General features: G+C 65.5%; 11 protein-coding genes. 4 read left to right on the forward strand and 7 right to left on the reverse strand.

Annotation, left to right across the window (positions count from 1 at the left end):
* Positions 1-8: 8 nt before the first annotated feature.
* The 5 genes from ACVIJ6_RS17665 to ACVIJ6_RS17685 all read right to left on the reverse strand — a co-directional run bounded on the left by ACVIJ6_RS17665 (position 9) and on the right by ACVIJ6_RS17685 (position 5,582).
* Complete coding sequence (locus ACVIJ6_RS17665; RefSeq protein WP_456773712.1) at positions 9-1,175, reverse strand: acyl-CoA dehydrogenase family protein; 1,167 nt, start codon at positions 1,173-1,175, stop codon at positions 9-11.
* A 162-nt stretch (positions 1,176-1,337) separates the two neighbouring features.
* Entirely contained in the window at positions 1,338-1,919 is a 582-nt protein-coding gene (locus ACVIJ6_RS17670) for a thiamine pyrophosphate-dependent enzyme (protein ID WP_456773713.1), read from the reverse strand.
* On the reverse strand, positions 1,916-2,464 hold the full coding sequence (locus ACVIJ6_RS17675) for a phosphonopyruvate decarboxylase (RefSeq protein WP_456773714.1): 549 nt from the start codon (positions 2,462-2,464) through the stop codon (positions 1,916-1,918). The genes ACVIJ6_RS17670 and ACVIJ6_RS17675 overlap by 4 nt, the downstream gene beginning before the upstream one ends.
* A gap of 335 nt (positions 2,465-2,799) precedes the next feature.
* Positions 2,800-4,071, reverse strand: coding sequence for a cytochrome P450 (locus ACVIJ6_RS17680; RefSeq protein ID WP_456773715.1), 1,272 nt, complete (start codon positions 4,069-4,071; stop codon positions 2,800-2,802).
* Between the two features lie 215 nt (positions 4,072-4,286).
* The gene (locus ACVIJ6_RS17685) at positions 4,287-5,582 is read right to left on the reverse strand and encodes a cytochrome P450 (RefSeq protein WP_012046498.1); all 1,296 of its coding nucleotides are present in this window, start codon (positions 5,580-5,582) and stop codon (positions 4,287-4,289) included.
* A gap of 223 nt (positions 5,583-5,805) precedes the next feature.
* Here ACVIJ6_RS17685 and ACVIJ6_RS17690 point away from each other — a divergent pair, with 223 nt between their 5' ends.
* From ACVIJ6_RS17690 to ACVIJ6_RS17700, 3 genes are all read left to right on the forward strand, one after another.
* Positions 5,806-6,978 carry an isovaleryl-CoA dehydrogenase gene (locus tag ACVIJ6_RS17690; protein WP_456773716.1) on the forward strand — a complete coding sequence of 391 codons (1,173 nt, stop codon included), beginning with the start codon at positions 5,806-5,808 and terminating at the stop codon, positions 6,976-6,978.
* 215 nt (positions 6,979-7,193) lie between these two features.
* The gene (locus ACVIJ6_RS17695; protein ID WP_456777013.1) at positions 7,194-8,327 is read left to right on the forward strand and encodes a DUF898 family protein; all 1,134 of its coding nucleotides are present in this window, start codon (positions 7,194-7,196) and stop codon (positions 8,325-8,327) included.
* The gene (locus ACVIJ6_RS17700; RefSeq protein ID WP_456773717.1) at positions 8,302-9,453 is read left to right on the forward strand and encodes a M48 family metallopeptidase; all 1,152 of its coding nucleotides are present in this window, start codon (positions 8,302-8,304) and stop codon (positions 9,451-9,453) included. Before ACVIJ6_RS17695 ends, ACVIJ6_RS17700 begins: the two co-directional genes overlap by 26 nt.
* Positions 9,454-9,589: 136 nt before the next feature.
* Here the strand turns inward: ACVIJ6_RS17700 and ACVIJ6_RS17705 are convergent, their stop codons facing one another.
* Positions 9,590-10,432 (reverse strand): DUF2927 domain-containing protein, encoded by an 843-nt coding sequence (locus ACVIJ6_RS17705; RefSeq protein WP_456773718.1) that lies wholly within the window; start codon positions 10,430-10,432, stop codon positions 9,590-9,592.
* Between the two features lie 16 nt (positions 10,433-10,448).
* On the reverse strand, positions 10,449-11,021 hold the full coding sequence (locus ACVIJ6_RS17710) for a L,D-transpeptidase (RefSeq protein ID WP_456773719.1): 573 nt from the start codon (positions 11,019-11,021) through the stop codon (positions 10,449-10,451).
* A gap of 272 nt (positions 11,022-11,293) precedes the next feature.
* On the opposite strand from ACVIJ6_RS17710, the gene ACVIJ6_RS17715 reads away from it, so the two are divergent.
* Entirely contained in the window at positions 11,294-12,841 is a 1,548-nt protein-coding gene (locus ACVIJ6_RS17715) for an acetolactate synthase large subunit (RefSeq protein WP_456773720.1), read from the forward strand.
* The last annotated feature ends 107 nt before the right edge of the window (positions 12,842-12,948 follow it).

Raw genomic sequence — 12,948 nt, forward strand, 5'->3', positions numbered from 1 at the left:
GCAGGACCTCAGTACGACCTGGGCATGCCGAGCACGTGCTCGGCGACGTAGGACAGGATCAGGTTGGTCGAGATCGGCGCCACCTGATACAGCCGCGTCTCGCGGAATTTGCGCTCGACGTCGTACTCCTCGGCGAAGCCGAAGCCGCCATGGGTCTGGATGCAGGCATTGGCCGCCTCGAATGACGCATCCGCCGCGAGCATCTTGGCCATGTTGGCCTCGGCGCCGCAATCTTGCCCGGCCTCGTATTTGCGGGTGGCTTCCTTGACCATCAGCTCGGCCGCGCGCATCGACGCATAGGCCCTGGCGATCGGAAACTGGATGCCTTGATTCTGGCCGATCGGACGGCCGAACACGACGCGCTCCTTGGCGTAAGCCGTCGCCTTGGCGATGAACCATTTCGCATCACCGACGCATTCGGCAGCGATCAGGATCCGCTCGGCGTTCATGCCGGAGAGGATGTAGCGGAAGCCCTTGCCTTCCTCGCCGATCAAATTCTCCGCCGGCACCCGCATGTCGGTGAAGAACACTTCCGTCGTGGCGTGGTTCATCATCGTCCGGATCGGGCGGATGGTGAGCCCGGCCTTTTTGGCCTCGCGCATGTCGACGATGAAGACCGAGAGACCGTCGGTGCGCTTCTGCGCCTGGTCCTTCGGCGTGGTGCGCGCGAGCAGGATCATCAGGTCGGAATATTCGGCGCGGCTGGTCCAGATCTTCTGGCCGTTGACGATGTAGCTGTCGCCGTCGCGCTTGGCGAAGGTCTTCAGCGAGGAGGTGTCGGTGCCCGAGGTCGGCTCGGTGACGCCGAACGCCTGCAGCCGCAATTCGCCGCTCGCGACCTTCGGCAGCCACTTCGCCTTCTGCTCGGCCGAGCCATGCCGCAGCACGGTGCCCATCGTGTACATCTGGGCGTGGCAGCCGCCGCCATTGCAGCCGGCGCGCTGGATCTCCTCGAGGATCGCGGCCGCGGCCGAAAGTTTGAGACCGGCGCCGCCATATTCCTCGGGGATCAGCACGGAGAGATAGCCGGCCTGCGTCAGCGCATCGACGAACGCCGACGGATAGGCCATCTCGCGATCCAGCTTGCGCCAATATTCACCGGGAAACTGGGCGCAGAGTTTCGCCACTGCGTCGCGGATGTCTGCGTAATCGTCGTGCTGATGCTGTTCTGTCATTCCTTGCTCCGCGGGCCGTGATCACACGTCCCGCGGTCTCCCTCTGCGTGTTGATGATAGCCTATGACGAAGCGTGCGGTGCTTGGCAAGCTTGGAATGCCAGCGTTGCGGCTGGTCAGCCTTGCCTGCTGCAACATATGAAAGGTGCGTGGCAACCATGGTCTAGCTGACCGGATAGCCGAGATGGCCGCGGAAGCGGTTCTTCAGGAACACGCCATCGCGCGGCGGAAGCGCGCGGTCGAAATGATCGGTGGAGATCACGACGCGCGCAAAATGCGGTCCTGCGCGGTCGTGCAGCTTCGGCCGGAAGGCGTCGAGCGCAACCAGATCGGCGATCGTGCTCACCGAGGGAAAGCCCGCGCCCGAGGCGATCAGCTCCAGCCTGGTGCCGAGCCCGGAATGGCTCATCTGCATGCCGGTCTCGCCGAAATGCGCATTGTCGAGCACGATGATCGACAGATTGCTGGGCTTCTTCGCCGCCGCGGTCGCGAGGCTGCCGAGCCCCATCAGCTGCTCGCCGTCGCCGGTGATGACGGCCACCGGCCGCGACGGTTGCGCCAGCGCGAGGCCCAGTCCCATCATGGCCGCGCCGCCCATCGCACCCCAGAGATAGAAATTCGCCGGATGATCGCCGGCGGCAAACACGTCGTAGGAGGACGAGCCGAGGCCGCTGACCACCAGGAGGTCGCCGCGATCCTGCAGCAGCGCCTGCACGGCGGCGCGACGGTCGAGCGCTGTGTTCATCTCTTGCCCTCCGTCCACTTCTTGGCGCCGATCATGCGCTGGGAGATCAGCACGGCAATGGGCTGATCGCTGTCGAAGGCGAGTCTTGCGGCTGCGGCCGCCATCTCACCGGCGTCGTGGGGCCGCTCCAGCCGGAACACGGTGACTCCCATGATGTCGAACGCGGCCGGCGTGGCCTTGCCCATCGGCACCTGCCACGGATTGAACTCGGCCCATTCGCCGCGCATGGTCACGAAGGTGAGGAACGGGAACCGGCAGCTCGAAAGCAGCGACAGCATGTTGACGCAATTGCCGACTCCGCTCGACTGCATCAGGAGCACCGCGCGCTGGCCGCCAAGCCAGGCGCCCGCGGAGAACGCCACGCCTTCCTCCTCGGTGGTCAGGACAATGGTGGCGATCGCGGGATCGTCATGCGCCAGGCGAATGAGGCGGGAATGGCCGGCGTCGGGCACGTAGCAGAGCTGCCGGACATCGGCCGCCTTCAGCGCCTCGTAGATTGCGAGCGGCCAGTCGGGACCTGTCGTCGGCGTGTCGGAAGCGGCCATGGCGTCCTGCGGTTCATGCGCACCAATGGTGCAGCGGATGATTTAGCCAGAAACGAACGCGGAAGCCCATTGAATCTCGTTCACCCGGCCATGCCGGATTCTTATAGGGAGCCGGGGCCTCATGGTTCGAGACGCCGCTACGCGGCTCCTCGTCATGAGGGGCGCCGTCGTCCAATAGGCGGAACTCCAAACCCTCATGGTGAGGAGCGCCGCGCGAGAGGCGGGCCAACACAAACAGTAATGCTGGCGGCGCGTCTCGAGGCCGCTGTCCCGGGCCTCGCCCTTCGCGACGCCCGCCTGTGCGCGGGCTCCTCCGGGGGGAGGGGCGGAAGCGCTCACCCCGGGATGCGCACCGGCAGCGACTCATAGCCGCGGACGAAGCTGGAATAGACCCGCTTCGGCTCGCCGACCACCTCGATGCGGTCGAAGCGCTTCAGGATCTCCTGCCAGACGATGCGCAGCTGCAGTTCGGCCAGCCGCATCCCGACGCAGCGATGGATGCCGAAGCCGAAGGAGAGGTGGATGCGTGGCCGTTTGCGGTCGATGATGAAGGCGTCGGGATCATCGATCACCTCCTCGTCGCGGTTGCCCGAGACGTACCACATCACGACACGGTCGCCCTTCCTGATCTTCTGGCCGCCGAGTTCGGTATCGACCAGCGCGGTGCGCCGCATATGCGCCAGCGGCGTCTGCCAGCGGATCACCTCGGGCACCATGGTGTCGATCAAAGCCGGATTGTCGCGCAGCTTCTGATACTCGGCCGGGTTCTCGTGCAGCGCCAGCACCGAGGCGGTCATGGTGTTGCGCGTGGTGTCGTTGCCGCCGACGATGAGCAGGATCAGGTTGCCCATCAGATTGTCCGGCGTCATGTGCCGCGTTGCCTCGCTGTGCGCCATCATCGAGATCAGGTCGCGGCCGGGAGTGGCCTGGCGTTCCTTCCACATCCGGCCGAAGGTCTCGGCGCAGTCGGCGAGCTCGCGGCGGCGCTCGTCCTCCGACGACACGATGCCGCTCTTGGGCAGCGCGGTGGACACGTCGGACCAGCGCGTCAGCTTGCGCCGCTCCTCGAACGGGAAGTCGAACAGGGTCGCGAGCATCTGCGTCGTCAGCTCGATCGAGACCTTCTCGACCCAGTTGAAGGTCTCGTTGCGCGGCAGCGAATCCAGCACCTTGGCCGAGCGCTGCCGGATCAGCACCGCCATCTCGTCGAGATGATCCGGCGTGAACATCGGCGACACCGTCTTGCGCTGCTCGCCATGGCGGGGCTCGTCCATCGCGATGAAGCTCGGCCATTCATAGCCGGGCGGCACGTCGCGGATCATGATGCCGCCATTGCTGACATCGGAGGAGAATATCGCGTGGTTGGTGTCGACATGCATGATGTCGTGGTAGCGCGTGACGGACCAATAAGGCTCGATCGGCGCCTTGGTGCAGTAATGCACCGGCGCCTCCTTGCGCAGCCGCTCGAACCAGGGCCAGATCGTGTCGCTTTGGAACAGGCGCGGGGCTCCTGGATGGAAATCCTCGATCGGCGTTGAATAGGCCTCCAGCCGCGCCTGGCGCAGCAGATCGGCATGGTCGGAACGAAGCGCGGCCTGGGCGGTCATGGGGTGGTCCTTTTCTGGAGAAATGCTCCAAACCTCAACAATGCATCAAGAATGCCTGCCGTCCGTCCTTGCGAGCGAGGCAATCCGGGGCCGGAAAAGGGCCCGGATTGCTTCCGCCGTCGCCCGTTGGGCCATGGCGGACACGTCGTCGCCTTCGGCTCCTCATGTTGACGGACATTCGTGGATCGTCATCGTTTCAAATCGTCGAGTTGACTCTAGGCCGCAATCCTGACCGGCAATGTCTCGTATCCCTTGACGAAGCTGGAATAGACCCGCTTGGGTTCGTCCATCACGTCGATATGATCGAAGCGCTTCAGGATCTCTTCCCAGATGATCTTGAGCTGCAGCTCGGCAAGCCGCAGCCCGACGCAGCGGTGGATGCCGAAGCCGAATGACAGATGCTGCCGCGGACGGGCGCGATCGATGATGAAGTCGTAGGGACGCGCGATGGCGGTCTCGTCGCGGTTGCCCGAGACGTACCACATCACCACCTTGTCGCCCTTTTTGATCTGCTTGCCGCGGAACTCGATGTCTTCGAGCGCCGTGCGGCGCATATGGGCCAGCGGGGTCTGCCAGCGGATCACTTCGGGCACGAAGCTGTCGATGAGGGCCGGGTTGTCCTTCAGCTTGCGGTACTGATCGGGATTCTGGCTGAGCGCATAGATGCTGCCGGACATGGTGTTGCGCGTGGTGTCGTTGCCGCCGACGATCAGCAATACGAGATTGCCGAGGAAATTCTTCGGGTCCATGTTCCGCGTCGCGTCGCTATGCGCCATCATGGACAACAGGTCACTCTTCGGCGGCTGGTTCTGCCGCTCCTGCCAGAGCCGTGCGAAATAGCGGGCGCACTCCATCAGTTCGGCCTGGCGCTCGTCCTCGGTGGCGACCAGCCCGTCCGGTCCGGGGATCGTGGTCGTGATGTCCGACCAGCGCGTCAGCTTGCGGCGATCCTCCCAGGGGAAGTCGAACAGCACCGCCAGCATCTGCGTGGTCAGCTCGATCGACACGCGATCGACCCAGTCGAACACTTCGCCGCGGGGCAGATTGTCCAGGCACTCGGCGGAGCGCTTGCGGATGTTGATCGCGAGCTCGTCGAGATGCGTCGGCGTGAACATCGGCGCCACCGTCTTGCGCTGGGCGGCGTGGCGCGGCGGGTCCATCGCGATGAAGCTCTCGCGGCGCAGCTCCGGATCGATGTCGCGGATGGTGATGCCGCCCAGCGCCGAGGCCGACGAGAACACGGCGTGATTGGTCTCGATCTCCATGATGTCGTCGTAGCGGGTAATCGACCAATACGGACCGAACATCGAGTCCCTGCAGTAATGCACGGGATCTTCGCGGCGCAGCCGGTCGAAATAGGGCCAGTGCGTGTCGCTGCGGAACAGCTCGGGATTGCCGGGATCGAACGCGTCGAGCGGCAGCGACGCGGCGCGGCGACTGGCTTCGTCGATGGCGCGCTCGCCTGTCGCGACAGGCCTGCGGATGTCGGCCGTAATGGTCGTCCCGAGCATGGATGTCTCCTCCTGGCCGGATTCTTGATGTCCGACGATATTGGGCGCGATTACATCCTGCCCGGGCGCGCTGGGCAAGCGGGGAGTTTGACGGAGGCCCCAAGGAGGGATCTTGCGCTGCGGCGCTGCTGTTTCCTGGACGCCGGGCGTGACAAGCGCCACGTCACGGAATATGGCTACGCCGATTTGTTGCAAAGCAGAAGATGAGCAGGAGGCCGCCGTCATGATCGCCAACGCGCAACGCATGTTCAATTTCGACCTCGGCGAGACCGCCGATGCGATCCGCGACACGGTGGCCGGTTTTTCGCAAAACGAAATCGCCCCGCGCGCGGCCGAGATCGACCGCTCCAACCAGTTTCCGCGCGACCTCTGGCCCAAGATCGGCGAACTCGGGCTGCACGGCATCACGGTCGAGGAGCAGTATGGTGGTGCCGGCCTGGGCTATCTCGAGCACTGCATCGCCATGGAGGAGATCTCGCGCGCCTCGGCGTCGGTCGGCCTGTCCTACGGCGCCCACTCCAATCTCTGCGTCAATCAGATCCGCCGCAACGGCAACGAAGCGCAGAAGCGCAAATATCTGCCCAAGCTGATCTCCGGCGAGCATGTCGGCTCGCTGGCGATGTCGGAGCCGCAGGCCGGCTCCGACGTGGTGTCGATGAAGACCCGCGCCGACAAGCGCGGCGACCGCTTCGTGCTCAACGGCAACAAGATGTGGATCACCAACGGTCCCGTGGCGGAGACGCTGGTGGTCTATGCCAAGACCGATCCGCAAGGTGGGCCGCGCGGCATCACCGCCTTCATCATCGAGAAGGGCATGAAGGGGTTCTCCACGGCGCAGAAGCTCGACAAGCTCGGCATGCGCGGTTCGGATACTTGCGAGCTGGTGTTCGAGGACTGCGAGGTGCCGGAGGAGAACGTGCTCGGGCAGGTCGGCCGCGGCGTCAACGTGCTGATGTCAGGGCTCGACTACGAGCGCGCGGTGCTGGCGGCAGGTCCCCTCGGCATCATGCAGGCCTGCATGGACGTGGTCCTGCCCTACGTGCATGAGCGCAAGCAGTTCGGCCAGCCGATCGGCACCTTCCAGCTGGTCCAGGGCAAGGTCGCCGACATGTATACGACGATGAATGCCGCGCGCGCCTATGTCTATGCAGTCGCCAAAGCCTGTGATCGCGGCGAGACCACGCGCGAGGACGCCGCTGGCGCCATTCTGTTTGCTGCAGAGAAGGCGACGCAATGTGCGCTCGACGCGATCCAGCTGCTGGGCGGCAATGGCTATATCAACGACTATCCGACCGGTCGGCTGCTGCGGGACGCCAAGCTGTACGAGATCGGCGCCGGCACCAGCGAAATCCGCCGCATGCTGATCGGGCGGGAATTGTTCGACAAGACGTCATAAGCCGCCGGCCCGCCGGAAACGACTGCGGGCGCTGCGTCCAGCCATCGGCTGGGCTGCAGATATTTATTCGCGCGTCGCCCCGGCCGGTGTTTTTTTCCGGCCGACTTGCGTACAAAATGCGTCACCAAACCTCGAACCTCGGATTCGCCGCGGCGACGAATCTCCGAGGTATTTTGCTGTCATTGCGTGTGTCGGAGGCGTGAGCCGTGAACCAGATGAGTTTCGTTCCGCAGCAGCCTCCGCCGCTTCCGCCGCTCTCAGTCACTTTCTCCGGCGCGCGCAGCGAGTTCTTTCGACTGGTCAGCCGCGGTGCGGCCATCGAACTGATTACGCTGGGGTTCTACCGGTTCTGGCTGGCCACCGACATTCGCCGGCACCTGTGGGTCAACACATCGGTCGACGGCGATTCCGCCGAATATACCGGTCGCGGCAAAGAGCTCCTGATCGGCTTCCTGTTCGCGATGGCGATCCTGGTCCCGATCTACCTTGCCTACTTTCTCGTCACTGTGGAGGCCGAGCGTTACGAGGGCTTCGCCAGCATTCCGCTGCTGATCTCGTTCTACGCGTTCGGCCAGTTCGCGATCTATCGCGCGCGCCGCTACCGCCTGACGCGCACGGTGTGGCGCGGCGTGCGGTTCTGGATGGATGGCTCGGGCTGGGCCTATGCCGGGCGCGCGATGCTGTGGACGCTGCTGGCCGTGCTGACGCTCGGGCTGGCGTGGCCGTGGCGGGCGGCTGCGCTCGAACGCTACAAGATGCGGCATTCGCATTATGGCGATCTGCGCGGTGATTTCGAAGGACGCGGTTGGGAGTTCTTCAAGCGAGCCTGGTATCTGTGGCTGATTGCGCCATTCGCGATCGTGCTGTTTCCGCTGTTGCCCTTCGTCTATGCGCAGTTCAAGGCCGTGGAGTGGCGCTGGTGGCTGTCGGGCATCCGGTTCGGCGGCGTGCGCCTGGAATCGAGCCTTCCCGTGAATGCGTTCCACGGCCTCTATTGGAAGGTGATCTGCTGGTTCATTCTCCTGTCGCTTGTCTACCTGGTCTATCTGGGCGCCGTGCTGGCGCTGGGCACGAGCCTGCTCGGGCTGGGAAAAGACGGTCTGCCCCAGGCCCAGGCGCTGGCCACTCAGATGCTCCTGGTGGTCGCGATGGTGCCTGGCTACATCGCGCTGATCCTGGCGGTCAACGTCGTGATGCGGCTGTATCTGGTGCGCGACATGTGGGCGGTCGCGCTGGACTCGGTTCTGGTGTATGGCATCGAGGCCATGGCGAACGTCGTCGCCAAGGGCGATCTGGCCAGTGCGCTGGGCGAAGGGTTTGCCGATGGGCTCGACGTCGCCGGCTTCTGATCCTGAGCCCGCCCCCGCTTATGGTGCCGCCGACGGCACGCCGGCTGGGCAGGACGCTGCTCCGCCGGGCGGCCCTGCGACCTATTTCGACGGACTGTCGAACCGCCGTCAAACCGTCATCCTCGGCTTGGCCAACCAGCTGGTGTTGCGGAGCCCCGACAATTTCGTGTCCTGGCCTTACGAGGATATCCGCAGGGTCGATGGTCCAAGCGGCACGCTGCGGGTCAGTTGCCTGTCGGCGTCGCCGCTGGCCCGCCTCGAAATCCGCGACCCGGCGCTGGCGGCGGAGCTGTGCGCGCGCTGCAGCCGAATCGACGAGAACCGGATCACCCGTGGGACCATCGCGCGCATTGTCGGCTGGTCGCTGGCGGCCGCGGCCTCGATCGTCGCGGTGGTTCTGGTGGTGCTGCCCTTTGCAGCCGACCGGCTGACACCCCTGGTGCCGCCGAGGATGGAGCGGCATCTCGGCGAGGCGGCCGTGGTGCAGATCCAGGCGCTGTTCGGGGATAAGCTCTGCAGCGAGGCGGCTGGGCAGGCGGCGTTCGCCAAGCTGGTCACGGCGCTGCGCAGGCCGGCGGGCCTCGACGACGGCATCGCCTCGCAGGTGCTGGATACGCCGATTCCCAATGCGTTCGCGCTGCCGGGCGGACGCATCTTCCTGTTTCGCGGGCTGCTGGACAAATCCAACGACCCGGACGAGGTCGCCGGCGTCCTGGCCCATGAGCTCGGCCATCTGAAACACCGCGACAACCTGCGGCAGCTGATCCACAATGGCGGCAGCTCGTTCCTGATCGGCCTGTTGTTTGGCGACGTCACCGGCGCCGGCGCCGCGATCTTCGCCTCGCGCGCCATGATCGATGCGTCCTATTCGCGCGAGGCGGAGCAGGCCGCCGACAGCTTTGCAATCGAGGTGATGCACAGGCTCGGACGTCCGACGCGACCGATGGGTGAACTGATGGTTCGCATCACTGGCAAGGAGGACGGCACGCTGTCGCTATGGGCGAGCCATCCCCTCAGTGAGGACCGGCTGGCCCGCATGCGCGCCGAGAACCGCCCGACCAGCGGCCCGCCGCTCTTGAGCGCCGAGGAGTGGCGCGCGCTGAAGGGGATTTGCAAGGCGTCCTGAGTTGGCGCGGCGCTGGAAGAAGTTGTCACTCAGCCTGCCGGATCGCGAGCCCGGACTTCCCCGGGACGACAATGGTGGATCGAGGTGGCGTCCGACCCTCACAACCGATCGCTTCCACCCCACGCCCCTGCGCGCCTCACTCCGGAAGATTGTTGACCTTCTTCACCCAGACGCGGACGTCGATGAGCACGTCCGGCAGTACCGCCTTGACTTCGGCGAGCGTCATGCCGGCCTTGACGCGCGGATCATAGAGGACGTTGAGGATGTACTGGTCGTAGACGTCGAAATAGCCCATCGAGACGTTGTCATTGAACATCGTCCAGGGCACGCTCGCGGTGTCGTTGATCGGCCCGAGCGACTGCAACAGCTCCTCATAGGCGCAGTCGAGAAAGACGAAATCGCCGTTGTCGACCGTCAGAATGACGTCGGAATGCTCGATCTCGAAGGCCTCGTTCTTGCGGAAGCCGGAGAGGCATTGAGGGTCGAGCGAGCTCTTGATCTCGCGGGCGCGCTCGCTGCCATAGGACTGGCTGATCGTGTGGTAGAGGTCGCGGTCGCGTACCAGCTTGACGCGGACATTGGCGTCGCCGTCGGTCTCGGTCATTGCGATGTCGAGATGGCGCACGCGCGCGGCGATGTCGCCGACCACCCTGGCGAGCTGTGCCTTGCGGTCGGCGCGGCGGCCGTCGGCAAACACCCGGACCGGCGTGCTGTACTTCCTGATGCGGTCGACCCGTCCGGCGAGATGATATTCGGCGCCGAACGCGGTCTTGAAGAAGCCGTCGGTGATCTCGGCGTCGGTGAAGCTCTTCTTCTCGGCACGCTGGCGGGCCGCGATCGCCGGAATCTCCGACGTCGAGGCCGGCAGCGGCATCGTCGTCACCGTGAGCAAGCTCAGCGCGGCGGCCGCCAGCCGCAGGCACGACCGCTCGGAGCGGGCGGGTCCGTGGTCGGCATCAGCGGTCCGCCGGCGCGGCATCGGGTGGGTCCAGCTCTCAGTTCTTGACGATCACGGTCGTGCCGACCGCCACGCGATCATAGAGGTCGGCGACGTCCTCATTGGTCATGCGGAAGCAGCCGGACGATACCGCCTGGCCGATCGTCTCCGGCTCGTTGGAGCCGTGGATGCGGTACAGCGTGGAGCCGAGATACATCGCGCGGGCGCCGAGCGGGTTTTCAATGCCGCCCGCCATGTGGCGCGGCAGATCGGGTCGGCGGCGCAGCATCTGGGCCGGCGGGGTCCAGGCCGGCCACTCCTTCTTGGCGCTGATGCGATGCACGCCGCTCCAGCGGAACCCGTCACGGCCGACGCCGATGCCGTAGCGCAGTGCCTGGCCGTTCCCCAGGACCAGATAGAGCCGGCGCTCTGACGTGCTCACGACGATGGTGCCGGGCGCGTATTGGCTCTGGAACATCACCGTCTGCCGTGGAATCGGGCTGACGCCCCCCTGGATGAAGTTCGGCCCGCCGCCGAAGACGTCACGCGTATCGAAGAACTCCGCACGCGCCATCGCGGTGCTCGCGAGCGACGCGACTGCAGCAATTCCAAAAGCAATAGACCGCTTCATTTCCATCCCCTGAGATCAATCCAATTGCATCGCAGACAGGCCATAAACGTCGGTGTTTCGCAACCCACGGCGCCGTGAGGCTGGTCGGCGGCGCTGCTCCCGTGACCCAGATCCCACGGCGATCCCGTCCTTGTTGCTGCCGCCGGCCCGGCCCGGCGGGGGAGCATGGTCGCGATGGCAGCAATGCGGCTGCGCCCTTTGACGCCGCAGGCGAACAATGATTGATCTGCCTCACCTTGCAACACAGAGCGCGGGATCAACGGGAGAACATGATGAACGGTGCGGAAAGCCTGGTGCGGACCCTGGTCGCGGGGGGCGTTGACGTCTGCTTTACCAATCCGGGCACCTCCGAGATGCATTTCGTCGCGGCGCTCGACCGGGTTGAGGGCATGCGCTGCGTGCTCGGCCTGTTCGAGGGCGTGGTCACCGGCGCCGCCGACGGCTATTTCCGCATGAAGGGAACGCCGGCCTCCACCTTGCTCCATCTCGGCCCGGGCTTGGCCAATGGTCTTGCCAACCTGCACAATGCCAAGAAGGCACGTTCCGGCATCGTCAACATCGTCGGCCAGCACGCGACCTACCATATCGGCTTCAACGCGCCGCTGACCTCCGACATCGAGGGCCTGGCGCGGCCGATGTCCGACTGGGTGCGGACGTCGCCAAGCGCCAGGGCGGTGGCCGCCGACGGCGCCGCCGCGATCGCCGCCGCCCGGAGTGCGCCGCCGCAGATCGCGACCCTGATCCTGCCCGCCGACACCGCCTGGAACGAGGCTGACGGCATCGCCGAAGTACCGGCGGAGACGCAGCGTCCGAGCTATTCGGCCGACGCCGTCGAGAAGGCGGCCAAGATCCTGCACGCCCACGGTCCGGAGACGCTGGTGCTGATGACCGCCGGCGCGCTCACCGAGCAGGGCCTCGCCTTCGCCCAGCGCATCGCCGGCAAGACCGGCTGCCGCGTGATGGGGCAGACCTATCATCCGCGGATGGCACGCGGGGCAGGGCGGTTCTCGATCGACCGCATTCCCTATGTCATCGAGCAGGCGCTGCCGATCCTGAAGAACTACAAGCACATCGTGCTGGTCGAGGCCAACGACCCCGTGGCCTTCTTCGCCTATCCGAACAAGCCGAGCGTGCTGAAGGCCGAAGGCACCGAGGTGCACCGCATGACCGCCTGGGGCGAGAACTCCGCCGCCGCGCTCGAGGCGCTCGCCGACCACCTCGGCGCCAAGGCCCAGGACGTGAAGCCGCAGCAGCTCGCCGAGCTGATCAAGCCGACCGGCGCGCTCAATCACACGACGATCGCCCAGGCGATCGCCTATGCGATCCCGGAGAATGCGATCGTCGTCGACGAATCCATCACCACCGGGCGCGGCTTCTTCCCGCCGACCGCGGCCGCCAAGCCGCATGACTGGCTGCAGAACATGGGTGGCTCGATCGGCTTCTCGACCCCGGTCGCGACCGGCGCGGCAGTCGCCTGTCCGGATCGGAAGGTCATGTGCCTGGTCGGCGACGGCAGTGCGATGTACACGATCCAGTCGTTGTGGACCCAGGCGCGCGAAAACCTCAACGTCGTCACGGTGGTGTTCGCCAACAGGATCTACCAGATCCTGCGCGGCGAGTTCGACGGCGTCGGTGCCGGCCAACCCGGCCAGCGCGCCCAGGACATGCTCAAGATCGATCGTCCGACGCTGGACTTCGTCGCCATGGCCAAGGGCATGGGCGTTCCTGGCCGCGCCGTCACCACGGCCGAGGAGTTCAATGCGGCGCTGGCCGAGGCGAATGCGGAATCCGGCCCGCGCCTGATCGAAGTGCAGATGTAACTGTCCTCGCCCGCAATCGGCGGCCGCAAATCGGCCGCTGGTTGATGGCAGCGTCATTGCCGCATTTTGATGGTTGGCGACTCAGCCCGATCACGTGTTGATGGGGG

This window comes from Bradyrhizobium sp. USDA 4369 (assembly GCF_054056435.1).

Excerpts from the sequence above, each read along its gene's own strand:
- ACVIJ6_RS17665 (WP_456773712.1), bottom strand. The coding sequence starts at position 1,175 with ATGACAGAACAGCATCAGCACGACGATTACGCAGACATCCGCGACGCA.
- ACVIJ6_RS17685 (WP_012046498.1), bottom strand. The coding sequence starts at position 5,582 with ATGCTCGGGACGACCATTACGGCCGACATCCGCAGGCCTGTCGCGACA.
- ACVIJ6_RS17700 (WP_456773717.1), top strand. The coding sequence starts at position 8,302 with ATGGGCTCGACGTCGCCGGCTTCTGATCCTGAGCCCGCCCCCGCTTAT.
- ACVIJ6_RS17705 (WP_456773718.1), bottom strand. The coding sequence starts at position 10,432 with ATGCCGCGCCGGCGGACCGCTGATGCCGACCACGGACCCGCCCGCTCC.
- ACVIJ6_RS17710 (WP_456773719.1), bottom strand. The coding sequence starts at position 11,021 with ATGAAGCGGTCTATTGCTTTTGGAATTGCTGCAGTCGCGTCGCTCGCG.
- ACVIJ6_RS17690 (WP_456773716.1), top strand. The coding sequence starts at position 5,806 with ATGATCGCCAACGCGCAACGCATGTTCAATTTCGACCTCGGCGAGACC.
- ACVIJ6_RS17675 (WP_456773714.1), bottom strand. The coding sequence starts at position 2,464 with ATGGCCGCTTCCGACACGCCGACGACAGGTCCCGACTGGCCGCTCGCA.
- ACVIJ6_RS17695 (WP_456777013.1), top strand. The coding sequence starts at position 7,194 with ATGAGTTTCGTTCCGCAGCAGCCTCCGCCGCTTCCGCCGCTCTCAGTC.
- ACVIJ6_RS17670 (WP_456773713.1), bottom strand. The coding sequence starts at position 1,919 with ATGAACACAGCGCTCGACCGTCGCGCCGCCGTGCAGGCGCTGCTGCAG.
- ACVIJ6_RS17680 (WP_456773715.1), bottom strand. The coding sequence starts at position 4,071 with ATGACCGCCCAGGCCGCGCTTCGTTCCGACCATGCCGATCTGCTGCGC.
- ACVIJ6_RS17715 (WP_456773720.1), top strand. The coding sequence starts at position 11,294 with ATGAACGGTGCGGAAAGCCTGGTGCGGACCCTGGTCGCGGGGGGCGTT.